The sequence below is a fragment of the Pantoea sp. alder81 genome (assembly GCF_020179835.1).
Lineage (GTDB): Bacteria > Pseudomonadota > Gammaproteobacteria > Enterobacterales > Enterobacteriaceae > Pantoea.
Window position 1 is genome coordinate 710,779 of record NZ_JAIUDA010000001.1, and the last position, 23,177, is coordinate 733,955.

Consider the following 23,177-nt stretch of genomic DNA (forward strand, 5'->3'; position numbering starts at 1 on the left):
GCGAGGTAGAACCTGATGAGCACCGCAGATGCATCCGCACTCCTGACTCTCAACGGTATCAGCAAAGGTTTCCCCGGCGTGAAAGCGCTGGATAATGTGTCATTCAGCATTCGCAAAGGCGAGATCATGGCGCTGCTGGGCGAAAATGGCGCGGGGAAATCCACGTTAATTAAAGTGCTGACCGGCGTTTACACCCGTGATGCAGGCACCATCACCCTGAATGGCACCGCTATTTCACCGCACAATACTGCCGATGCGCAGCAAATGGGCATCGGTACGGTTTATCAGGAAGTGAATCTCCTGCCGAATATGTCGGTGGCAGACAATCTCTATATTGGCCGCGAGCCACGCCGCTTTGGCATGATCGATCGTAAGCGCATGGTGCGTGACGCCGATGCGCTGATGCGCAACTACGGTTTCGCCCTCGACGTGACGCGTCCCCTGGGCCATTACTCGGTGGCAATGCAGCAGATCATTGCGATTTGCCGCGCCGTGGATCTCTCGGCTCAGGTGTTAATCCTCGACGAACCCACAGCCAGCCTTGATGCCAGTGAAGTCGAAATGTTGTTCACCCTGATGGCGCAGCTGAAAGCCAAAGGGATGAGCCTGATTTTTGTCACACATTTTTTAGACCAGGTGTACCGCATTACCGATCGCATCACCGTATTGCGCAACGGGCAGTTTATTGCCACACGTGATACGGCATCGCTGCCGCAAATCGAATTGATCAAACTGATGCTGGGGCGCGAGCTGTTGGAGACCGCCCTGCAGCGTCAGGGCAGTACGCTGAAGAGCAATCAACCAGTGGTGTCATTCAAAGATTACGGCAAGAAGGGCACCATCGAACCGTTCGACCTGGAGGTGCGCCCGGGAGAAGTGGTGGGCTTAGCCGGATTACTGGGATCGGGCCGCACCGAAACCGCCGAAGTGTTGTTTGGCATCCGTCGTGCGGATCGCGGTACCGCCACCATTAAAGGCAAAGTGCAGCACATTCGGACACCGGCCAAAGCTTCCCATTTGGGCATGGGTTTCTGCCCGGAAGATCGTAAAACCGACGGTATTATCGGTGCGGCTTCAGTGCGTGAAAATATTATTCTGGCACTGCAGGCCCAACGCGGCTGGCTAAGGCCAATCAAACGTCGTGAGCAGCAGGCCATCGCCGAGCGCTTTATCAAAAGCCTGGGGATTCGCACGCCTCATGCCGATCAGCCGGTTGAGCTACTCTCCGGCGGTAATCAGCAAAAGGTGCTTCTGTCACGCTGGCTGGTGACTAAACCGCAATTCTTAATCCTCGACGAACCGACGCGTGGCATTGACGTTGGTGCACATGCCGAGATTATTCGTTTGATTGAAACACTGTGCGCCGATGGACTGGCGTTACTGGTTATCTCCTCTGAACTCGAAGAGCTGGTGGGCTATGCCGATCGCGTGTTGATCATGCGCGATCTGAAGCAGGTGGCTGAAATCCCGCTGGAGCAGCTGTCGGTGGCATCAATCGTGAATGCCATCGCCGATGGAGGAGCACAACATGCTTGAATCCCCTATGACACATCCAAAACCTGAACGGCGTAAGCCGAAGTTGCCGCCTGGCATGCCACAAATCGTCGCGCTGATTTTGGTGCTGCTGGTGGATAGCCTGGTCGCGAACAATTTTTTTGCCGTGCATATCCAGGATGGCCGCCTGTTCGGCAGCCCGATTGATATCCTCAACCGCGCTGCGCCGGTTGCGCTGCTGGCCATCGGTATGACGCTGGTGATTGCCACCGGCGGGATTGATTTGTCGGTAGGCGCGGTGATGGCGATTGCGGGCGCAACAGCGGCCACCCTGACCGTTGCAGGGCACAGCCTGAGCTTTATCATCCTTGCCACATTGGGTACCGGACTGGCCTGTGGCTTGTGGAACGGCGTGCTGGTCGCCCTCCTGAAGATTCAGCCGTTTGTGGCCACGTTGATTTTGATGGTGGCCGGGCGCGGTATCGCGCAGCTGATTACTCAGGGTCAGATTGTGACCTTCAACAGCGACAGCCTCGGCTGGTTCGGCAGTGGCTCGTTGTGGATGCTGCCGGTTCCGGTGTGGATAACATTGCTGGTGGCGCTGTTGGTGTGGCTGCTGACGCGTAAAACCGCGCTGGGTCTGTTTATCGAAGCGGTGGGCATTAACCTGCGCGCTGCCCGTAATGCCGGTGTTAACGGTTGGTTAGTGGTGATGTCCACCTATGCCATCAGCGGTGTGTGCGCGGCTGTCGCGGGCCTGATCGTGGCCGCGGATATTCGTGGCGCCGATGCCAACAACGCGGGCTTATGGCTGGAGTTGGATGCCATTCTCGCCGTGGTGATTGGCGGCGCATCGCTGATGGGCGGGCGTTTTAATCTGGTGCTGTCGTTAATCGGCGCGCTGATTATCCAGTCGATGAATACCGGTATTTTGCTCTCTGGCTTCCCGCCGGAGTTGAATCAGGTCGTGAAAGCGGTAGTGGTGATGTGTGTGCTGTTACTGCAATCGCCGCGCTTTATCGCCATGCTGAAAGGGAGACGACCAAAATGATTAAGCGCCATCTGCCATTGATGATTACGCTGCTGGTGTTTGTCGCCGGTTATCTGTTCTGCCTGAGTCAGTTCCCTGGCTTTGCCTCGACACGCGTGATCTGCAATATCCTGACCGATAACGCGTTTCTCGGCATCATCGCCGTCGGCATGACGTTTGTGATTTTGTCAGGCGGTATCGATCTGTCGGTGGGAGCCGTTATCGCCTTTAGCGGTGTGTTTCTGGCGAAGATCATCGGCGATTATCACGTCGATCCAATCCTTGCCTTCGCGATTGTGCTGGCGATGGGGGCACTGTTTGGCGCCATGATGGGCTGGCTAATCGATGCGCTGAAGATCCCGGCCTTTATCATTACGCTGGCGGGGATGTTTTTCCTGCGCGGTTGTAGTTATCTGGTGTCGGAAAACTCGATTCCCATCGATCACCCGCTGTATTCCACGCTGTCGAGCCTCGCGTGGAAGATTCCCGGTGGCGGTCGTCTTAGTTTGCTGGCAGTGATTATGCTGGTGGTGGTGATCGGCGGGATCATCCTCGCGCATCGCACGCGATTTGGTAATCAGGTGTACGCCATCGGCGGCAGCCTGACGTCGGCGCAGTTGATGGGCGTTTCAACTCGCGCCACCACCATCAAGATTTATATGCTGTCCACTACCCTGGCGACACTGGCGGGGATTGTGTTCTCGATTTATACCTCGGCAGGCTATGCCCTGGCAGGCTTGGGCGTGGAACTGGACGCGATTGCCTCGGTGGTGATTGGCGGCACCTTGCTGTCCGGTGGTGTCGGCACGGTACTCGGCACGTTGTTTGGTGTATTGATCCAGGGGCTGATTCAGACATGGATTAACTTCGATGGCACGCTGAGTTCGTGGTGGACGAAGATCGCCATCGGCATCCTGTTATTTGCATTTATTGCCCTGCAGCGCCTGCTGACCGTGATGTGGGATCGTCAAAAGAATGCGCCGGTTAAGCGTTTAACTTCGTAGTCGTTAGTGGCTTGTTTTAGGAGGTGCGCAAATTTGTGCACCTTTTTTGTTTTGAGGCTGCGATTCGAGGGTGTTGGAGGCTTGGTGCTGAGAATTGTGGATGTTGGGTGCGGGGTTGCAGGTTTTGGCGCTCATATTTTGAATGTTAGGTAGGGTTGCTGAAAGTTTTGTGCATCGCCCCACAAAGGCCAGCCCGATCGCAAAGGAACCCCGCATCCATGCAGATCGACCGCGCCATCCCTGGCGCGAACGCTTTGCTCTTCGGGCTGGCCTTTATGAGGCAATTGAGATGTTTATTGCTGTAGTCAGTGCGAACCTGAGCGTTCAATTCAAATTCAGCTCCCAAAAACCGCAACGAACCTGCACAAAGGAGACAAAGGTGGGCAGTGGAGTAAAGCGTACGCCGCATGGATGCGGCGTCCGAGGCTACAGGGATGTATTCACGCCGACTTTACGTAACGTCCACCTTTGTCGACTGGACCGCGCGTTTTTAGCCACAGCGCCCACCTTTGTCGACTGAACCGCACGTTTTTAGTCACAGCGTCCACTTTTGTCGACTGAACCGCACGGTTTTACCCACAATCCACTTTTGCCCACTGGAACGAGGGTTTTAACCACAAAAAAGCCGCGACTCAACGCGGCTTTAACCGGTAATCAAACGATCAACGTGCTAACCGGTAATACGCCTCATTCCAGCGCAACGCGTCTTTGAACGCCGGCAAACGCGTATCCTCATCAATCACCAGCACCTCAATGCCGTTCAGCTCGCCGTACAGATACATATCATCCAAATCCAGTGCCTGACTAAACACCGTATGGTGCGCACCGCCGGCCAGGATCCAGGCTTCAGAGGCGGTAGCCAGTGAGGGCTGGGCACGCCACAAAGCACGCGCAACTGGCAACTTCGGCAGCGGTTTTGGCTGCTCAATCGCATCCACCACATTCACCAACAGACGGAAACGATCGCCCATATCAATCACGCTGGCATTCACCGCGCGACCGGCTGGCGTGGAGAAAATCATGCGCGCCGGATCGGCTTTGCCACCTATGCCGAGGAACTGCACATCAATTAACGGCTTCGCCTCTTTGGCGATCGATGGGCACACTTCCAGCATATGTGAGCCGAGCACCAAATCGTTGCCCGGTGAGAAGTGATAGGTGTAATCCTCCATAAATGAGGTGCCGCCCGCACGGTTTCCGGCTTGCACTTTCAAAATATGCAGCAGCGCGGCGGTCTTCCAGTCACCTTCACCAGCGAAACCATAACCCTGGCCCATCAAACGTTGCACCGCTAACCCCGGCAACTGCGTCATGCCGTGCAGGGTCTGGAAATTAGTGGTAAAGGCTTTACAGCCTTCATCATCAAGGAAACGCTTCAAACCAAGTTCAATGCGCGCTGCATCCAGCACATTCTGACGCTTCTCGCCATTGACGGCGGCAGCCTCGCTGAACAAATACTGGCTCTCATATTCATCGACCAGCGCATGCACATCGCCATCGCTGACGCTATTTACCACCTCAACCAGATCGCCGACGCCCCAACCGTTGACCGAATAACCAAACTGAATCTGCGCGGCCACTTTATCGCCCTCGGTCACCGCCACTTCGCGCATATTGTCGCCAAAGCGCGCCACTTTCAGCTGCTGGCTGGCCTGCTTCGCGAGTGCCGCATTGATCCAGCGGCCGATACGCTGCTGGCTGGTTTTATCCTGCCAGTGGCCGGTCACCACGCTGTGCTGTAAGCCCATGCGCGCGCCGATAAAACCGAACTCACGGCCGCCGTGCGCGGTCTGATTCAGGTTCATAAAGTCCATATCCATACTGTCCCACGGAATCTCTGCGTTGAACTGGGTATGGAATTGCAACAGGGGCTTATTCAGGATACTCAGCCCACCAATCCACATCTTGGCCGGTGAAAAAGTGTGTAACCAGGTAATGATACCGACACAACTATTGTCGTGATTGGCTTCGCGGCACAGCGCCAGCGCTTCATCCGGTGATTTCACCAGCGGCTTCAACACCAGCGGCACCGGCAGCGTGCCCGCCTGATTCAATCCGTCCATCACCTGGCGTGCGTGATGTTCGACCTGGCGCAAGGTTTCCGCTCCGTAGAGATGCTGAGTTCCAATCACAAACCAAACGTTCTGTTCCATTTCTCGCTCCTTTACTTAGCGGATGTGGCGCGGGCGGCATACTGAGGTTCAGCGGCCTGGCACCAGTTTTGATAGCGTTGATAAAGCTGTTGATAGCCCGCCACGCGCAGACTGTTGGGCTGCAAGGTCACGGCAATCGGACTTGCCATCACCTGCTGTGCGGCAGGCACATCGGCATAGACGTTCGCGGCGACGGCGGCAAAAATGGCAGCACCCAGCGCGCAACACTCGTCAGAAGCCACGATATCCAGCGGACGATTCATCACGTCGCAACAGGCTTGCATAATGGCGGGAGACTTCCGCGCAATGCCCCCGAGCGCCAGAATGCTCTCCACCGGAATCTGCTGCTTCTCAAAACACTCCATAATGGCGCGTGCACCAAATGCCGTGGCAGCGACCAGACCACCAAACAAGGCGGGTGCGTCGGTGCCAAGATTCAAATCGGTGATCACGCCTTTCAGACGCTGATTGGCATCCGGCGTGCGACGCCCGTTGAACCAATCCAGCACCACGGGCAGATGATCAAGTTGCGGATCGGCGGCCCAGGCTTCGGTGAGGGAGCGGATCAAATCCTGCTGCATCTCGGCGAGTTGCGGCTGCAGCTCAGGATGACGCGCCACGGCTTGTTGCAGCGGCCAGCCCAGCAAGCGACTGAACCAGGCGTAGATATCACCAAACGCAGATTGACCCGCTTCGCAGCCAATGGCGCCCGGCACGACGCTGCCATCGACCTGGCCGCAAATGCCTTTGATGGCGCGGTCACCGACTTTCTCACTGTCGGCAATCAGAATGTCGCAGGTTGAGGTGCCAATCACTTTCACCAGCGTATAAGGCTGCGCGCCCGCACCGACTGCGCCCATATGACAGTCGAAGGCGCCACCGGAGAGAATGACCTGTTCCGACAACCCCAAACGCTGCGCCCATTCGATGGAGAGCGTGCCCACCGGTACATCAGCAGTGAAGGTGTCGGTAAACAATGGAGAATCCAGCTGCTCAACCAACATCGGATCGAGTGCACGGAAAAAATCTGCGGGCGGTAAACCCTGCCATTCAGGATGCCACAGCGATTTGTGTCCAGCGGCGCAGCGTCCACGCCGCAGCTGCGCCGGGGCGGTGCGCCCGCTCAACAGGGCTGGCACCCAATCACAGAGTTCCACCCAAGACACTGCCGCATCACGCACCGCTGCATCCTGGCGTGACACGTGCAGAATCTTGGCCCAGAACCACTCCGACGAATACACGCCGCCGATATAGCGGGTGTAATCGGTGAAATGACCGTTGCGGCACAGCTGGTTGATCTCTTCTGCTTCTTCAATTGCGGTGTGATCTTTCCACAACACAAACATGGCGTTGGGGTTGGTGGCGAACTCCGGACGCAGCGCTAAAACGTTGCCGTCACGGTCAATCGGCGCAGGGGTTGAACCCGTTGAATCCACACCTATCCCCACTACGGCGGCGCGCTGTTCGCGGGTTAACGTTTGCACCACCGCAACCACCGCCTGCTCCAGCGCATCAATATAGTCTTGTGGATGATGGCGGAAACGGTTGGCGTGCGCGTCACAGAATTCCCCCTTCGCCCAGCGCGGATAGTTCACCACTGCCTTTTCCAGCTCTTTACCACTGTGACAGTCCACGGCGAGGGCACGCACCGAGTCACTGCCAAAATCCAGCCCAATTGTTATGGCGCCTGCACCCATTGGGATTCTCCTGTGTGAGTTATCTGGCTCTATCCTGGAATGCGGGTGCGTAAGCGGTTAGTCATCGCTGGCTGAGAATATGCACTTTTCTGCCATCGAAACCGTTATGTGATCGATAGCAAAAGTTAATGACTGGTTAATTTCGCTGAATATATGGAGGAATTGGTCATCGTTTTGGGATGTGATACCGCTCTACATTTTTCTTCTCCATTACCGCTACAACTAGCCCAGCGTTTGCACAGCCTTTGTACAACCTTTGAGCTAACGCGCTGATTTTGCGCTGTACCCAAACGTGAAATCCAATTGGTAGCGTTTACACCGATTCGTTATTAACAGCGAAAAACACCATTGTGCCGGAGAGCATCATGCATAAATTAACTAAAGCGCTGGCGGCGGTAGGTCTCGCCGCGGTTATGTCACAATCCGCTATCGCCGAGACCATGAAACTCGGTTTCCTCGTCAAACAACCGGAGGAACCCTGGTTCCAGACCGAATGGAAGTTCGCTGATAAGGCCGGTAAAGATCTCGGCTTCGAAGTGATCAAAATTGCCGTGCCCGACGGTGAGAAAACCCTCAATGCTATTGATAGCCTGGCGGCGAGCGGGGCAAAAGGTTTCGTGATTTGTACCCCGGATCCGAAACTGGGTTCAGCCATCGTGGCGAAGGCGCGCAGCTATGGCCTGAAGGTGATTGCAGTTGACGATCAGTTCGTCACCGCCAAAGGCAAGCCAATGGACACCGTGCCGCTGGTGATGATGGCCGCAACCAAAATTGGTGAGCGTCAGGGCCAGGAACTCTACAAAGAGATGCAGAAACGCGGCTGGGATGCGAAAGAGACCGGCGTAATGGCGATTACCGCTAATGAGCTGGACACTGCACGTCGTCGCACCGGCGGTTCGATGGACGCGCTGAAAGCAGCCGGATTCCCGGAAAAACAGATCTATCAGGTGCCGACCAAATCCAACGATATTCCCGGCGCGTTTGATGCTGGTAACTCGCTGCTGGTGCAGCATCCAGAGGTGAAACACTGGCTGATCGTCGGCATGAATGACAATACGGTGCTGGGTGGCGTGCGCGCGACCGAAGGCCAGGGCTTTAAAGCGCCCGACGTGATTGGCATTGGCATCAACGGTGTGGACGCGGTGAGCGAGCTGTCAAAAGGTGCAGCAACCGGCTTCTACGGTTCGCTGCTGCCAAGCCCGGATGTGCACGGTTATAAGAGCAGCCAGATGCTTTACAACTGGGTGACCAAAGGCGAAGAGCCAGCGAAATTCACCGAAGTTACCGATGTGGTGCTGATTACCCGCGACAACTTCAAAACCGAGTTGGCGAAGAAAGGGCTGATGTAATGGTCAACGGTCACCATTAATGGTGACCCTACAAATGATGAGCACGACATTTGTAGGGTGTGCAGTCAACGGTGACCTCTACAAATGATGAGCACGATATTTGTAGGGCGCGCATTTATGCGCGCCTGTGATCTAACAGGCACTATCCAGGAGTTTCCATGGAAACTGATCAAGCCTTTCTGTCCTTTCATGGCATCAGTAAAACTTTTCCGGGCGTAAAAGCGCTGCAGGATATCTCGTTCCAGTGCCGCGCCGGGGAAGTGCACGCGCTGATGGGCGAAAACGGCGCAGGGAAATCCACGCTGTTAAAGATTCTCAGCGGCAGTTATCAGCCGACTCAAGGTGAAATTCGCATCAAAGGCGAAACCAAAAGCTTCAACAACACCGTGGACGCGCTGGATGCGGGTGTGGCAATCATCTATCAGGAACTGCATCTGGTGCCTGAGATGAGCGTGGCGGAGAACATCTATCTTGGCCAGCTGCCCCACAAACGCGGGTTGGTGAATCGCAAACTGCTGCGCTACGAAGCGGATTTGCAGCTTAAAAATCTCGGCATGGATATCGATCCTGATATGCCGCTGAAATATCTGTCGCTCGGCCAGTGGCAAATGGTGGAGATTGCCAAAGCGCTGGCGCGCAATGCGCGCATTATCGCCTTTGATGAGCCGACCAGTTCACTTTCGGCGCGTGAAATCGAGCATCTGTTCCGCGTCATCCGTCAGCTGCGCGATCAGGGCCGTACCGTGCTGTATGTGTCGCATCGCATGGAGGAAATTTTTGCCCTGAGTGATGCGATCACCGTGTTCAAAGATGGTCGCTATGTGCGCACCTTCACTGACATGGCCAACACCCATCATGACGATCTGGTGCAGGCGATGGTCGGCCGCAACCTTGGCGATATCTACGGTTATGCGCCGCGCGCCTTGGGTGAAGTGCGTTTGCAGCTTGATCAGGTCGAGGCCAAAGGCGTGCGCATGCCGATTTCGCTGACGGTACGTGCCGGTGAAATCGTTGGCCTGTTTGGTCTGGTGGGCGCAGGGCGCAGCGAGTTGATGAAAGGGCTGTTCGGTGCCACCAAACTACGCGGCGGCAGCGTGTCGCTGGATGGCAAAAAACTCAATATCCGCCAGCCGATCGATGCGATTCGCGCGGGGATCATGCTGTGCCCGGAGGATCGTAAATCTGAAGGCATTATTCCGGTGCACTCGGTGCGCGACAACATCAATATCAGCGCTCGCCGCCATAACCTCACGGCGGGTTGTCTGATTAAACCCGGCTGGGAGGCGAAAAACGCCGATCTCCACATCCGCTCACTGAATATCAAAACACCAGGGCCGCAGCAGCTGATCATGAACCTGTCAGGGGGCAATCAGCAGAAGGCAATTCTGGGCCGCTGGCTGTCCGAAGAGATGAACGTGATTCTGCTGGATGAGCCGACGCGCGGTATTGATGTCGGTGCCAAGCATGAGATTTATAACCTGATTTACCAACTGGCAAATAAAGGGATCGCGGTGCTGTTTGCTTCCAGCGATCTGCCCGAAGTCATGGGGCTGGCTGACCGCATCGTGGTGATGCGCGAAGGTGAAATTGCCGGAGAACTGCCACACGACGCGGCCACGGAGCAGCTGACGCTGAGCCTGGCGATGCCGAAAACACCTCAAGCGGCCGCCGTGGCCTGATGTAAAGGAGAGCAACAATGGCTTCATCTACCACTTCCAACACGCCACCGGCACAGCGCAGCGGACTGCAGTTAGGGCGTATCTGGGATAATTTCGGCATGCTGGTGGTCTTTGCGCTGCTATTTATCGTTTGCACCATCTTCGTGCCCAACTTCGGCACTTTCATCAATATGAAAGGGCTGGGACTGGCGATGTCGATGTCCGGAATGGTGGCGTGCGGCATGCTTTTTTGCCTCGCGTCTGGCGATTTTGACCTTTCCGTCGCCTCGGTGATTGCCTGTGCCGGTGTGGTGACCGCTGTAGTGATTAACATGACGGAGAGCCTGTGGCTGGGCGTGGCTGCCGGTTTAGTGCTTGGTATGGCCACCGGATTCATCAACGGCTTTGTGATTGCCCGGCTGAAAATCAATGCGCTGATCACCACGCTGGCGACCATGCAGATTGTGCGTGGTCTGGCGTATATCTTCTCTGACGGTAAAGCGGTCGGTATCGAGGATGAGCGCTTCTTCACCCTCGGATATGCCAACTGGCTCGGCTTGCCAGCGCCGATCTGGCTGACCATCGCCACCATGATTGTGTTTGGTTTCGTGCTGAATAAAACCACCTTTGGTCGCAACACGCTGGCGATTGGCGGTAATGAGGAAGCGGCACGTCTGGCTGGGGTGCCGGTGGTGCGCACCCGCATTATCATCTTCATTTTGTCGGGGCTGGTCTCGGCGGCGGCGGGCATTATTCTGGCCTCGCGCATGACCAGTGGTCAGCCGATGACCTCACTCGGTTATGAATTGATCGTGATTTCAGCCTGTGTGCTGGGCGGCGTTTCATTGAAAGGCGGCATCGGTAAGATTTCGTATGTAGTGGCGGGCGTGCTGATATTGGGTACGGTTGAGAATGCGATGAATTTATTGAATATCTCGCCGTTCTCACAGTATGTGGTGCGCGGTTTGATACTGTTAGCGGCGGTGATTTTTGACCGCTATAAACAGAAAAACAAAGCGGCCTGATTCCAGCCGTAAAAGATGAGGCAGGGCGGCCAAAGGGTCGCCCTTCTGGCGCGCGGCACTGCGCATTTACAGGTTACCGTGAGGGCACTATGTACCATCGTGAACCCCCCAGTGAGCAGCAGAACCCCCTGTTACCCGGCTATCCCTTTAATGCCTGGCTGGTGGCGGGCTTAACGCCGATCAATGCTAACGATCAGCTGGATTTTTTTATCGACCGACCGCTCGGTATGAAGGGTTACATCCTTAATCTGACAATCAAAGGTCAGGGGCGCATTTTTGATGGCGAATCGGCGTTTGACTGCGAACCCGGTGACTTGCTGTTGTTCCAGCCTAAAACCCCGCACTACTATGGCCGTTCACCTGACAGCCCATGCTGGTTCCACCGCTGGGTCTATTTCCGTCCGCGTGCTTACTGGACAGACTGGTTGCAGTGGCAGGATGAGAGTCAGGGCGTGGGGCGGTTGCGGTTGCCAGAAGCGCAGCGTGCCGAGTTTGATCGTCTGTTCGCCAGCATTGAACAGACGCACAATTCGGGGCGTCGCTTTGCCGAGGAGCTGGCGATGAACCTGCTGGAGCGATTGCTGTTGCGTGCAGTGGAGGAAGATCCGCGCAGCCATCAGCAAATTCGCGATCCGCGCGTGATTGAAGCCTGTCAGTACGTCACCAACCATCTGGCAAGCGAGGTAAAAATCGAGGAAGTGGCGCGGCACGTGTGCCTTTCCCCGTCACGGCTGGCGCATCTGTTTCGCGAACAGATGGGCATTAATCTGCTGCGCTGGCGTGAAGATCAGCGGGTGATCCGCGCCAAATTGCTGCTGCAGACCACGCAGGAGCCGATTGCCTCGGTTGGGCGAGAAGTGGGTTATGACGATCAGCTCTATTTCTCTCGCGTTTTCCGCAAACGGGTCGGCGTCAGTCCCAGTGATTTCCGGCGTCGTAGTCAGGATGCGCACGATGCCTTAGTCGCTCAGGAAAGCTGGCAACCGGCACGGAGTGCTATCTCCTGAGTTTTCAGGTGATTCCGCCTTGTTGTTACTGGCTGATTCGTCTTAAATCAGTCTGGTAACGAACAAGAGGAATGAGAATGAGCGATAAATTACGTGTCGGCCTGATTGGCTATGGTTTTGCCAGCAAAACCTTTCATGCTCCTTTGATCGTCGGCGCGCCTGGCGTTGAATTGGCAGCCGTCTCCAGCAGTGATGCCAGCAAGGTGCATGCCGACTGGCCCTCAGTGCAGGTGGTTTCGGATCCACAGGCGCTGTTGGATGATCCGACACTGCAACTGATTGTCATACCCACCCCGAATGACACTCACTTCCCATTAGCCAAAGCGGCGTTGAATGCCGGTAAGCATGTCGTCGTGGATAAACCTTTCACCGTGACACTGTCACAAGCGCGTGAGCTGGATGCGTTGGCTAAAGCCAAAGGTTTGCTGCTGTCGGTATTCCACAACCGCCGCTGGGACAGTGATTTTCTGACGCTGAAAACGTTGCTGGCTGATGGCGCCTTAGGTGATGTGCGCTATCTCGAATCGCATTTTGATCGTTTCCGTCCCGAAGTTCGTCAGCGCTGGCGTGAAATGAAAGGCCCTGGCAGCGGTATCTGGTTTGATCTGGGTCCGCATGTGCTGGATCAGGCATTGCAGCTGTTTGGTCCGCCGGTCGCTATCAATGTGGATATGGCAGAACTGCGCCCAGGTGCGCAAACCACCGATTATTTCCATGCGGTGCTGACCTATCCAACCCGTCGTGTGGTGTTGCACGGCAGCATGCTGGCGGCAGCGGAGTCGGCACGCTTCGTGGTGCACGGTACGCGTGGCAGCTACGTCAAATATGGCCTCGATCCGCAGGAAGATCGTCTGAAAGCGGGTGAACGTCCACCGCAGGAGGATTGGGGTTATGACATGCGCAACGGCACTTTGACGCTGGCAGAAGGCGACGTGATGGTGGAAAAAGAGCTGCTGACGCTGCCGGGTAACTATCCGGCCTACTACGCGGCGATTCGCGATGCGATTGCCGGCACCGGTGAGAATCCCGTCCAGGCTGAAGAGGCGATTCAGGTGATGGAGCTGATTGAACTTGGTTTACAGTCCGCTGAAAAACGCCAGACGATGTCGCTGAAGTGACACAATGAAAGTGCGCTTTGAGAGAATCCGTGCCGGCAAACAGGCAAGGTCACTCTGCAGGGCGGCTTCAATAAAAAAGGTGCGCAGCGATGCGCACCTTTTTTGCTTTTAAAGCGCGTTACCCCGCCACGCGCTGACGCAGCGCAGCTTTCTCTGCATCGCTAAGGAAGGCAATCGTCACACCATTTTCCTGCGCCTGGCGCATCTCTTCGGCGGTGAGTCCGGCCTGCGGCGCAGCGTGCTCATACTCATGCGCCAGCTCAATCCCCTGAACTGCCGGATCATCGGTGTTGATGGTGGCGAGGATGCCGTGCTGCAGGAAGGCTTTCAGCGGATGAGTGGCCAGCGAAGCCACGGTGCTGGTCTGAATATTTGAGGTCATGCAGGATTCAATGCCAATACGCTGCTCAGCCAGGAAGTCCATCAGCGCGCGGTCCTCAATCGCTTTCACGCCATGGCCAATACGCTCCGCGCCGAGTTCGCGAATCGCCTGCCAGATGCTTTCCGGACCCGCGGCTTCACCGGCGTGCACGGTAATGCGGAAACCGGCATCACGCGCGCGATTGAAGTGGCTGAGGAACTCACTGCCCGGGAAGCCAAGCTCATCACCGGCCAGATCAACGGCAGTAATGCCATCGCGGTGTGCCAGCAAGCCTTCCAGTTCGCGCAGGCAGGCTTCATCACCAAAGGTACGGCTCATAATGCCGATCAGATTCACATCCACGCCGTACTGTTTCACGCCCGCGCGCACGCCATCAATCACGGCTTCTACCACACCGGCAATCGGCAGGTTGTGCGTCATCGCCATATAGCCCGGCGAAAAGCGCAGTTCCGCGTAGTGGATCCCTGCGCGCGCAGCATCTTCGACGTTTTCCAGCGCAATGCGGCGGCAGGCGTCTAAATCGCCCAGCACTTTTACGCCCCAGTCCAGCTTCTGCAGGAAGCTCACCAGATCGGGTTCATTGGCCGTGACTTGCACATGCGGACGCAGATCGTCGAGCGAGTTGGCAGGCAGCGCGAGATTAAACTGGCGACCTAAATCAAGAATGGTTTGTGCGCGGATGTTGCCATCGAGGTGGCGGTGGATGTCGGTCAGGGGGAGTTTCAGGTCAATCATGTCGCACTCGCTAAAGTTTCATAAAGTGCAGAGCATTATAAAAACATCTTGCGCAACAGCGCCAGTGATTTGCGCAAGACGTGAAATGGATGCTGAATTAATCAGCATCCGAGCGCATTTAATACGATTTTAAAGCAGCAATCAGGCGATCCAACCCGTCATCCAGCTTACTGCGTGGGCAACCCGCGTTGAGGCGCAGATAACCCCGGCTGGCATCACCGTAAGTCGAACCCGGCATGATCGCCACTTTGTACTGATGAATCAGCTGCTGTTGCAGTGCCTGCTCATCAATACCCAGCGGAGTGAGATCAATCCATGCCAGATAGGTGGCGGCAGGGGGCTGCCAGCTGAGCGCAGGAAAAGCGGTATTAAGCCGCTGCGCGATATGCTGCATATTCGCCTGCAGATAATCGCGCAGTGCATCCAGCCAGGCTTCACCCTCGCGATATGCGGCAATGGTCGCCGCGACGGCCATCACCGCCGGTGACGATAAGCCATCCTGCTGTTTGAGTGCGAGGAACCAGGCCTGGCGATCGGCTTGATGCGGAATGATGCCCCACGCGCCCGTCAGTGCCGGAATGTTGAAACTCTTCGAAGCCGAGGTAAATAATGCCCAGGGAGATTGCGCCACCTGGCTCCACGGGATGTGGTGTGCATCGCCCAACACCATATCCATGTGGATCTCATCGCTGATCACCTTCACATCGTGGCGCGCACAGAGCGCGGCCATTTGCTGTAACTCCTCACGCTGCCACACTTTGCCGGTAGGATTGTGCGGGCTGCACAGCAGCATCACTTTGCAATCGGGTCGCGCCAGTAGCTGCTCCAGTTGCGCCATATCACACTGCCAGTCATTACCCTGGCGCTGGAGTGGCAGTTCCAGCACGCGGCGCTGATTACCGTTGATAGTGTTATAAAACGCATCGTAGGCAGGCGTATGAATCAGCACTTCATCGCCGGGTTTTGTCCAGTGGCGCAGTAATTGCGCCACCATGTAGATCACCGACGGGCCGTAAACCAGCGATTGCGCCTCAACCTCTGTGGCAAAACGGTGCTTCATCCAGTGTTGAATGGCTGAAGTAAAGTCCTCGTGCTGCCAGCGGCTGTAGCCAAATACACCATGGTTTAACCGCTGTTGCAGCGCTTCAATGATGCAGGGCGCCGTGGCGAAATCCATATCGGAGATGGTGAAGGGCAATAAGCCCTCCACACCGAAGCGATCCGCCACAAAATCCCATTGCGTGCACCAGCTGCCGTGACGATCCACGGTCTGGTCGAAATCAAAGCTCTGCATCATTACACCGTCGCACTCATCAGGTGTGCCATTTCATCTTTCACCGACTGCACTTGCGGTCCGATCACCACTTGCAGGCTGGTTTGGTTGAGATGCACCACGCCAATTGCGCCATTGGCTTTTAGCGCGGCATCGTTCACTTTGCTCATGTCCGCAATGGTGAGGCGTAAACGCGTCAGACAGTTGTCCAGCGAGGTGATGTTTTCCACGCCGCCCAGAGCCGCCAGAATCGCCGGGGTGTTGTAGCCCGATTTCCCCACGCCCGCGCGGCTGACCTGCTGTTCCACGCTGCTGGTTTCTGCTTCGCGCCCCGGTGTCTTGATGTTGAAGCGCGTGATAGCAAAACGGAAGATGGCGTAGTAACCCACGAACCACACCGCCGCAATCACCGGCACCCAATACCATTTGGTGGAGAGGCCGTGCAGCACGCCGAACACGAAGAAGTCGATGACGTTACCGTCAGTATTACCAATGGTCACGCCGAGAATCGCCATCACGGTAAAGCCCAGACCCGTCAACAGGGCGTGGATCAGATACAGCACCGGTGCCACGAACAGGAACAGGAATTCGATCGGTTCAGTAGTACCGCCGACCACGCAAGCCACCACACCCGAAATCAGCAGCCCTTTAATTTTGTGACGATTTTCAGGACGCGCACAGTGGTAAATCGCCAGTGCGGCACCTGGCAAACCACCGAGGAACGCCGGCATCTTGCCTTGCGACAGGAAACGCGTGGCGCTCTCCGCGAAGCCATGAGTCTCCGGACAAGCCAGCTGCGCCTGGAAGATGGTCAGGGCACCGCTGACACTTTTGCCGCAGACGTCGAGCGTGCCGCCCGCATCGGTGAAGCGAATAATCGCCACCAGAATATGTTGCAGACCAAACGGCAGCAGCAGGCGTTCGCCGGTGCCGAAGATCATCGGGCCAAATTCACCGGCACTGTTGATCATCCAGCCTAAGCCGGTAATCGCACGGGCAAAGAATGGCCAAATCAGCGGTACCACTAAGCCGAGCAAACCCATCACTACGGTGGTGACAATCGGCACAAAGCGCGTACCACCAAAGAAGGCGAGTGCGTCCGGCAGGCGAATGTTGTGGAAGCGCTCATGCAGCCAGAACACCACCACGCCAACGATCACCGCTCCCAGGATACCGGTGTCGATGGACTGAATGCCCAGGATGTTTTGTACGTTGTTGGCTTTCAGCACCGCCGCATCAGTGGTTGGCAGAATGCCGTTGATATTGAGCCAGAAGTTCACGCTCAGGTTCAGCACTGCGTAGCCGACAAAACCGGCAAAGGCAGCGACGCCTTTGTTCTCCCGCGCCATGCCCAGGGGAATCGCAATGGCGAACATCACTGGCAGATAGCTGAAGGCAAATGAGCCTAACTTAGCCATCCAGATGAACAGGTATTGCAGGAAGGGCTGATCGAGCATCGGAATCAGCGTCAACACATCGTGACTGCTCAGTGAACTCCCGATGCCGAGCAAAATGCCGCAAAACGACAGCAAAGCAACGGGCAACATAAAGGTTTTACCCAGACTCTGGAAAAATTCCCAAAGTGACATTTTGGGTCGGCTGGCGGACATAGTCTCTCCTGGTTAAAAAGCGGCAATTTATCAAAATGGTAAAGAATGATAAAACGTTTTACCAAGCAATTTTGTGGCTATAGTCACAAAGCGTGACTAATCCCAGGCTTTATTTTTGCGCTAATCAGTGTAACGTTTTACCTCTTTGTTTCTTCATCAGTTGTTGGAAACGGAACCGGATGTCTCAGCCTAAAACCACTATTCATGATGTCGCACAAGCGGCTGGCGTTTCTGTCTCGACGGTCTCTTTGGTGCTGTCTGGTAAAGGACGTATCTCTACTGCCACCGCCGAGCGAGTTAATCAGGCAATTGAGCAGTTGGGTTACGTACGCAACCGTTCAGCATCGATTCTGCGTGGCGGTGAGAGCGGCGTTATTGGCTTGATCGTGCGCGATCTCAGCCAGCCGTTTTATGCGGCGATGACGGCGGGGCTGAGTGAAGTGCTGGAGCAGCAGGGAAAAGTGCTGGTTCTGACGCAAAGCGGACAACACGGGCAGCACCTGCAGCGCTGCTTCGATTCTCTGGCCGCTCAGGGCGCCGATGGCATTGTGTTGGGGGGTGCCGTTGCGCAGGCGGAAACGCTGGTCGCGCAGGCGCATGAACAACAGATTGCGCTCATTTGCGCCGCACGTGCCAGTAGCCTCGACAAGGTCGATTCCTTGCGTCCGGACAATAGCCAGGCCGCGCGTATCGCGACAGAGTACCTGATCCGTCAGGGGCATCAGCGTATCGCGTGGGTCGGCGGATTGGGTTCTTCATTGACGCGTGCGGAACGTATCGGCGGCTATTGTGCGACGCTGCTGCAATACGGACTGCCGTTTCGTCCAGACTGGATCATTGAGTGCGACGATCGCCAGCAGAGTGTTGCAGCGTTAACTCAGGACTTGCTGCATCATCATCCGCGCATCACCGCCATCATTGCCCATAACGCCAGCACTGCGCTGGGCTGTTATTTTGGTGCCATTCACAGTGGACGCTCGCTGGGCGAAGATGCGGTGGACAGCTACTTTACGCAAAAGCTGGCGCTGGTCGGTTTTAATGATGATCCGCAGCGTGAGTCGTATGATTCCTCACTGACGTTTGTCAGCAGTGAAGCGCGTGATGTCGGAAGGCGAGCGGGGGAAAGGATGTTGCAACGAATGGCGAAGCCGGATGCGGAAGTGCAAACCTTGATTGTGCCGCCGCAGTTGGTGCGGGGAGGATAAAATTGGCGGGCACACCGAGGTGCACCCGCAAGCTGATTACTCCGGCATCCCTTCGCTGGTTTGCGCGCCCAGCATATAGCGTGACAGGAACTGCTCCAGTGACATCTTGTCGCCATTCATCGTCACCTGACCGTTGCTATACTGCAGGCTGGTGGTGATGTTGTCATCCTGCTGCTGCGTCAGACGGAACATCTGCCCCATGGCGGCCAGACCTTTCACCTGCTGATCCGCCAGCTTCTGCGCATCGTCGCTCTGATACCCTTCAGCCAGACCCACATGACGCATGGCTTCGGTGGCCATCGGCATATTGATGTTCAGCTTGCCATCGAGCGTTTTCAGCACGCGATCCACTGCGGCACCAAGATTCTGCGCTTCGCCCGTTACGGTAGCAGGATCGTTAAAGCCAACGCTGAGGTTAAAGGTGCTTTCACCTTTATCGTTTTTCCAGCTCAGCGGCGCGATGCTGACGGTTGGAGAACCTTTTAACAGCGTCGGCAGGTTATTTTTCAGGATGGTTTGCACACTGGCCTGATAACGCACTGGATCTTCAACCAGACCAGGCTGGTTCAATAGTGCCTGCATTTGCGCGTTGTAGCTGTCTGAGAAGGTTTTCACCGCCTGCGCATCAAACTGCGCAAACTTCATCGCCAGCTTAGCTTCGCCGAACGGTTGCTTCTGCAGGGTGATATTGCCGACGTTCATATTCAGATCGCCGCCAATTTTGCCATCTTTATTATCGAAGGAGGATTTGGTGTCCAGCTTCTGCAATGACAAACCTTCCTGACCGTTAATGCTGGCGTCGAGTTTATCCAGGCTGATGGACTGATCACCCACGCGCACACCTTCCGGGCTGAGATGAGTATCACCCTTCAGCTTCAGGCCATTAATCGTGAACAGCACCGGCTGCTCAACCTGGTTTTTGCTGGTAACGGCAATGCTGGAAAAGTCGCCATTCAGGCTGACTTTATCGCCTTTGCTGTCCGCGCTGATTTCGAGGGTGCCGCCGTTGGTGGCAAGACGATCGCCGGTCTGTGCGTTGTTATAATCCACTGCCAGCAGATCCAGCACGGTGTCGGTTGCCCCGCTGTAGCCGACGCGAGTGTCAGCGGTCACCAGCGATTTACCGTTGGTGAGCTCAAACAGTTTCTTCACCGCATCGGTGTTTTCCAGCTCGGTATGCACCGATGCCATGCTTGGGATCAGGCTGCCGCGTTTCAACTGCGCGAACGGGAAGGGACCATGGTCGATGGTTTCGTTCAGCACGATGCTTTGACCAGGCTTCAGCAGCGGATTGTCTTCAGTCTGTGAACTGGCCTGAATCACCAATTTAGTTTTGCTGCTGAAGATGCCGCGCTGGTAATCCTGATAGCTGAGCGTCAGGCGAGCATTCGGCGCATAGGCATTAAGCTGAGTGTTGGCGTTCTGCAACATTTGATCCATATGGCTTTCCAGCTGCTTGCCGGTAAACCAGGATGCGCCTGTCCAGATTACGCCGATCGCTACAATTACACCTACGGCAACCTTGGTCTTTTTCATCGCTGAGTCGTCCTTATCCTTGGGTCCGCACGCCGCTGCTTGGGGTGCGACGGTGAAGAAAAACGCCCGCAGGCGTTTTAAAGTAATAGTCTGAAAGAATAGCAGTTAATGCTGGCATCGTCAGCCGGATCAACTGAGCGCGTTGTAGACCCGCGCCAGGCGTCCTGTGCCCGCAGCGTTAACCGGGGATTCACTGGCGGCAACGAAGCACGACTCACCGGGCTTCAACACCTGTTGCTCACCTGACTTCTCAATCACCGCCTGACCTTCAATGCAAAACAGCAGCGCCGCACTCTGTTGCGCTAACGGCTGTGGCGTGGCGGAGAGGGCGTGGATGGCAAAGGCAAAATCCTCCACCGGAATCGGGAAGTTCAGCGTATCGCCTGCTTGCACAGGCTGAGTCAACAGCGTGGCAGCCGGTTTGGCCTCAAACTTCAGATTCGCCATCAACTCTGGGATATCGATGAATTTTGGGGTAAGTCCCGCGCGCAGAACGTTATCGGAATTCGCCATGACTTCGAGTGCCACCCCTTTTAAATAGGCGTGCGGCGTCTCGGCAAACAGGAACATGGCTTCGCCAGGCTGCAGGGTGATGACATTCAGCAACAACGGCGAGAACAAGCCGGTATCGTCCGGATAATCTGCCGCAATGCTTTTGATGGTCTGCCAGGGTTCGCCACCGCGTGAGTTGAGTGCAGATTTCAGCACCGCCAACGCCAGTGATTTAGGCTCGTCTTTTAACGACAGCAGGGTAGAGAACAGTTTGGCAAGGCTGGCCTCATCGGGTTTTTCGAGGAAGTGAGCGATCTGCGGATGGGCGCCGGCCACCGGCTCAAGCAGCGAAACAATTTCGTGCATCTCGCGGAAGCCGTTCATCGCCTGAAATGGAGTCAGGGCATAAACCAGTTCCGGCTTGTGATTCGCGTCTTTGTAGTTGCGCTCAGCAGCGCCAATCGGAATCCCGGCAGCATTCTCGCGCGCAAATCCCTCTTCGGCTGCGGCTTTGCTTGGGTGCACCTGAATCGATAAGGCCTGATCGGCACACAACACTTTAAACAAGAAAGGCAACTCGCCAAAACGCTGTGCAACGGCCGCGCCTAGCGTAGCGGTTTGGTCATCATTGATGACATCGCGCAGGGAACGCGTTTCACCCTTGATCTCAACGGTTGACGGACTCTTTGGATGGGCGCCCATCCACAGCTCCGCCATCGGTAATCCCTGCGGGTTCTCAATGCCGTAAAGTTCGGTCAGCGCAGTTTTGCTGCCCCAAGCGTAATTTTGCAGCGAATTGTTCATTTTTTGCATCGTTTACCCCTAATAACCGTAAGTAAATAGGCTTATTAAAGCAGAAAGTGCCATACAAAATACATCAACAAGTGCAATAAACGCGATGGGCTCGCATAATGTTAATTTCTTGTATGTGACAATCTTGCTCGCTCAACGGCGTCGCGGGAAGACGACCTGAGCGGAAACCTCTAATCTGAGCTAAGGAGACGTAGTCATGGCAGCGAATCGCATTGAAAAAGATTCAATGGGACCGATCGAAGTACCGGCAGATAAGTTGTGGGGGGCACAAACCCAGCGTTCGCTGGAGCATTTCCGTATCTCAACCGAGAAGATGCCCGTCGCATTAGTGCATGCTTTAGCGTTGACTAAACGCGCAGCAGCACAGGTGAACCGCGATCTCGGCCTGCTTCCGGCTGAACGAGCAGAAGCGATTCTGAAAGCGGCTGACGAAGTGCTGGCTGATAAACACAGTGAAGAGTTTCCGCTGGCGATCTGGCAGACCGGTTCCGGTACCCAGACCAACATGAACATGAACGAAGTGCTGGCCAACCGCGCCAGTGAAATTCTCGGCGGCGAGCGTGGCATGTCGCGTTTGGTGCACCCAAACGATGACGTCAACAAGAGCCAGAGCTCCAACGACGTGTTCCCCACCGCCATGCACGTGGCCGCGGTCATCGCCGTGCGGGAGCAGCTGATTCCGCAGATTCATGTGCTGAAAAAGACCCTGAGCGAGAAGTCTGAAGCCTTTAAAGACATCGTGAAGATTGGTCGTACCCACCTGCAAGATGCGACGCCATTGACCCTGGGCCAGGAAATTTCCGGCTGGGTGGCAATGCTGGAGCATAACCTGAAGCACATCGAACACAGCATTCCTCATGTGGCCGAGTTGGCGCTGGGTGGCACCGCTGTTGGCACCGGTTTAAATACCCATCCCGAGTATGCGGTTCGCGTGGCGAAAGCGCTGGCCGATCTGACGCAACAACCCTTTGTGACGGCACCAAATAAATTTGAAGCGCTGGCGACCTGCGATGCACTGGTGCATGCCCATGGCGCGCTGAAAGGTCTGGCAGCGTCATTGATGAAAATCGCCAACGACGTGCGCTGGCTCGCATCGGGTCCGCGTTGTGGTATTGGTGAACTTGCCATTCCAGAAAACGAACCGGGCAGCTCAATCATGCCAGGTAAAGTGAACCCAACCCAGTGTGAAGCCTTAACCATGCTGTGCTGCCAGGTGATGGGTAACGACGTCGCGGTGAATATTGGTGGTGCTTCGGGCAACTTTGAGTTGAACGTGTTCCGTCCAATGGTGATCCACAACTTCCTGCAGTCAATTCGCCTGCTGGCCGACGGGATGGACAGCTTCAACCATCACTGTGCGGTAGGGATTGAACCGGTGCGCGAACGTATCGATCAGTTGCTGAATGAATCGCTGATGCTGGTGACGGCGCTCAATACCCATATCGGTTATGACAAAGCGGCGGAAATCGCCAAGAAAGCCCATAAAGAAGGGCTAACGCTAAAAGGCTCAGCGCTGAAACTCGGCTATCTGACTGAAGAGCAGTTTGACGAGTGGGTACGTCCTGAAGAGATGGTTGGCAGCATGAAGCAATAATT

17 protein-coding genes are annotated in these 23,177 nt (G+C 55.7%); 10 read left to right on the forward strand and 7 right to left on the reverse strand.

Annotated features, from left to right (window positions below; genetic code table 11):
* Positions 1-15: 15 nt before the first annotated feature.
* The 3 genes from ytfR to yjfF are packed head-to-tail and all read left to right on the forward strand — an operon-like array spanning position 16 to position 3,528.
* Positions 16-1,536, forward strand: a complete 1,521-nt coding sequence (gene ytfR / locus LBW88_RS03455) for a galactofuranose ABC transporter, ATP-binding protein YtfR (protein ID WP_224928746.1) — start codon at positions 16-18, stop codon at positions 1,534-1,536.
* Positions 1,529-2,545: a galactofuranose ABC transporter, ATP-binding protein YtfT gene (gene ytfT / locus LBW88_RS03460; RefSeq protein WP_224928741.1), complete on the forward strand. Its 1,017-nt coding sequence runs from the start codon at positions 1,529-1,531 to the stop codon at positions 2,543-2,545. Before ytfR ends, ytfT begins: the two co-directional genes overlap by 8 nt.
* Complete coding sequence (gene yjfF, locus LBW88_RS03465) at positions 2,542-3,528, forward strand: galactofuranose ABC transporter, permease protein YjfF (RefSeq protein ID WP_224928738.1); 987 nt, start codon at positions 2,542-2,544, stop codon at positions 3,526-3,528. Before ytfT ends, yjfF begins: the two co-directional genes overlap by 4 nt.
* 662 nt (positions 3,529-4,190) lie before the next feature.
* Here the strand turns inward: yjfF and araA are convergent.
* Both araA and LBW88_RS03475 read right to left on the reverse strand, forming a co-directional pair.
* Positions 4,191-5,681: an L-arabinose isomerase gene (gene araA / locus LBW88_RS03470; RefSeq protein WP_224928736.1), complete on the reverse strand. Its 1,491-nt coding sequence runs from the start codon at positions 5,679-5,681 to the stop codon at positions 4,191-4,193.
* Between the two features lie 11 nt (positions 5,682-5,692).
* Positions 5,693-7,378: a ribulokinase gene (locus LBW88_RS03475; RefSeq protein WP_224928734.1), complete on the reverse strand. Its 1,686-nt coding sequence runs from the start codon at positions 7,376-7,378 to the stop codon at positions 5,693-5,695.
* Between the two features lie 365 nt (positions 7,379-7,743).
* Here LBW88_RS03475 and LBW88_RS03480 point away from each other — a divergent pair, with 365 nt between their 5' ends.
* From LBW88_RS03480 to LBW88_RS03500, 5 genes are all read left to right on the forward strand, one after another.
* Positions 7,744-8,727 carry an arabinose ABC transporter substrate-binding protein gene (locus LBW88_RS03480; RefSeq protein WP_224928731.1) on the forward strand — a complete coding sequence of 328 codons (984 nt, stop codon included), beginning with the start codon at positions 7,744-7,746 and terminating at the stop codon, positions 8,725-8,727.
* A 158-nt stretch (positions 8,728-8,885) separates the two neighbouring features.
* Positions 8,886-10,406 (forward strand): L-arabinose ABC transporter ATP-binding protein AraG, encoded by a 1,521-nt coding sequence (gene araG, locus LBW88_RS03485; protein WP_224928728.1) that lies wholly within the window; start codon positions 8,886-8,888, stop codon positions 10,404-10,406.
* A gap of 17 nt (positions 10,407-10,423) precedes the next feature.
* Positions 10,424-11,410 carry an L-arabinose ABC transporter permease AraH gene (araH, locus tag LBW88_RS03490; RefSeq protein ID WP_224928724.1) on the forward strand — a complete coding sequence of 329 codons (987 nt, stop codon included), beginning with the start codon at positions 10,424-10,426 and terminating at the stop codon, positions 11,408-11,410.
* A gap of 89 nt (positions 11,411-11,499) precedes the next feature.
* The gene (gene araC / locus LBW88_RS03495; protein WP_034827384.1) at positions 11,500-12,417 is read left to right on the forward strand and encodes an arabinose operon transcriptional regulator AraC; all 918 of its coding nucleotides are present in this window, start codon (positions 11,500-11,502) and stop codon (positions 12,415-12,417) included.
* A gap of 77 nt (positions 12,418-12,494) precedes the next feature.
* Complete coding sequence (locus tag LBW88_RS03500; RefSeq protein WP_224928721.1) at positions 12,495-13,535, forward strand: oxidoreductase; 1,041 nt, start codon at positions 12,495-12,497, stop codon at positions 13,533-13,535.
* A 118-nt stretch (positions 13,536-13,653) separates the two neighbouring features.
* On the opposite strand, the gene add is transcribed toward LBW88_RS03500, so the two are convergent.
* The 3 genes from add to malX form a co-directional block, all read right to left on the reverse strand.
* Positions 13,654-14,652, reverse strand: coding sequence for an adenosine deaminase (gene add, locus LBW88_RS03505; protein ID WP_034827380.1), 999 nt, complete (start codon positions 14,650-14,652; stop codon positions 13,654-13,656).
* 118 nt (positions 14,653-14,770) lie between these two features.
* Positions 14,771-15,949: a MalY/PatB family protein gene (locus LBW88_RS03510; protein ID WP_224928718.1), complete on the reverse strand. Its 1,179-nt coding sequence runs from the start codon at positions 15,947-15,949 to the stop codon at positions 14,771-14,773.
* Positions 15,949-17,535 carry a maltose/glucose-specific PTS transporter subunit IIBC gene (gene malX / locus LBW88_RS03515; RefSeq protein WP_224928716.1) on the reverse strand — a complete coding sequence of 529 codons (1,587 nt, stop codon included), beginning with the start codon at positions 17,533-17,535 and terminating at the stop codon, positions 15,949-15,951. The genes LBW88_RS03510 and malX overlap by 1 nt, the downstream gene beginning before the upstream one ends.
* A 179-nt stretch (positions 17,536-17,714) precedes the next feature.
* Here malX and malI point away from each other — a divergent pair, with 179 nt between their 5' ends.
* On the forward strand, positions 17,715-18,740 hold the full coding sequence (malI, locus tag LBW88_RS03520) for a Mal regulon transcriptional regulator MalI (protein ID WP_224928713.1): 1,026 nt from the start codon (positions 17,715-17,717) through the stop codon (positions 18,738-18,740).
* Positions 18,741-18,776: 36 nt separating this feature from the next.
* Here malI and LBW88_RS03525 read toward each other — a convergent pair whose 3' ends face one another.
* Both LBW88_RS03525 and manA read right to left on the reverse strand, forming a co-directional pair.
* Complete coding sequence (locus tag LBW88_RS03525; RefSeq protein WP_224928709.1) at positions 18,777-20,276, reverse strand: YdgA family protein; 1,500 nt, start codon at positions 20,274-20,276, stop codon at positions 18,777-18,779.
* Between the two features lie 129 nt (positions 20,277-20,405).
* Positions 20,406-21,581, reverse strand: a complete 1,176-nt coding sequence (gene manA, locus LBW88_RS03530; RefSeq protein WP_224928706.1) for a mannose-6-phosphate isomerase — start codon at positions 21,579-21,581, stop codon at positions 20,406-20,408.
* 196 nt (positions 21,582-21,777) lie between these two features.
* Here manA and fumC point away from each other — a divergent pair, with 196 nt between their 5' ends.
* Positions 21,778-23,175, forward strand: coding sequence for a class II fumarate hydratase (fumC, locus tag LBW88_RS03535; RefSeq protein ID WP_034827360.1), 1,398 nt, complete (start codon positions 21,778-21,780; stop codon positions 23,173-23,175).
* Positions 23,176-23,177: the final 2 nt, after the last annotated feature.

Excerpts from the sequence above, each read along its gene's own strand:
- manA (WP_224928706.1), bottom strand. The coding sequence starts at position 21,581 with ATGCAAAAAATGAACAATTCGCTGCAAAATTACGCTTGGGGCAGCAAA.
- LBW88_RS03500 (WP_224928721.1), top strand. The coding sequence starts at position 12,495 with ATGAGCGATAAATTACGTGTCGGCCTGATTGGCTATGGTTTTGCCAGC.
- araG (WP_224928728.1), top strand. The coding sequence starts at position 8,886 with ATGGAAACTGATCAAGCCTTTCTGTCCTTTCATGGCATCAGTAAAACT.
- add (WP_034827380.1), bottom strand. The coding sequence starts at position 14,652 with ATGATTGACCTGAAACTCCCCCTGACCGACATCCACCGCCACCTCGAT.
- LBW88_RS03525 (WP_224928709.1), bottom strand. The coding sequence starts at position 20,276 with ATGAAAAAGACCAAGGTTGCCGTAGGTGTAATTGTAGCGATCGGCGTA.
- fumC (WP_034827360.1), top strand. The coding sequence starts at position 21,778 with ATGGCAGCGAATCGCATTGAAAAAGATTCAATGGGACCGATCGAAGTA.
- ytfR (WP_224928746.1), top strand. The coding sequence starts at position 16 with ATGAGCACCGCAGATGCATCCGCACTCCTGACTCTCAACGGTATCAGC.
- araH (WP_224928724.1), top strand. The coding sequence starts at position 10,424 with ATGGCTTCATCTACCACTTCCAACACGCCACCGGCACAGCGCAGCGGA.
- malX (WP_224928716.1), bottom strand. The coding sequence starts at position 17,535 with ATGTCCGCCAGCCGACCCAAAATGTCACTTTGGGAATTTTTCCAGAGT.
- araC (WP_034827384.1), top strand. The coding sequence starts at position 11,500 with ATGTACCATCGTGAACCCCCCAGTGAGCAGCAGAACCCCCTGTTACCC.
- LBW88_RS03480 (WP_224928731.1), top strand. The coding sequence starts at position 7,744 with ATGCATAAATTAACTAAAGCGCTGGCGGCGGTAGGTCTCGCCGCGGTT.
- LBW88_RS03475 (WP_224928734.1), bottom strand. The coding sequence starts at position 7,378 with ATGGGTGCAGGCGCCATAACAATTGGGCTGGATTTTGGCAGTGACTCG.
- LBW88_RS03510 (WP_224928718.1), bottom strand. The coding sequence starts at position 15,949 with ATGATGCAGAGCTTTGATTTCGACCAGACCGTGGATCGTCACGGCAGC.
- araA (WP_224928736.1), bottom strand. The coding sequence starts at position 5,681 with ATGGAACAGAACGTTTGGTTTGTGATTGGAACTCAGCATCTCTACGGA.
- ytfT (WP_224928741.1), top strand. The coding sequence starts at position 1,529 with ATGCTTGAATCCCCTATGACACATCCAAAACCTGAACGGCGTAAGCCG.
- malI (WP_224928713.1), top strand. The coding sequence starts at position 17,715 with ATGTCTCAGCCTAAAACCACTATTCATGATGTCGCACAAGCGGCTGGC.
- yjfF (WP_224928738.1), top strand. The coding sequence starts at position 2,542 with ATGATTAAGCGCCATCTGCCATTGATGATTACGCTGCTGGTGTTTGTC.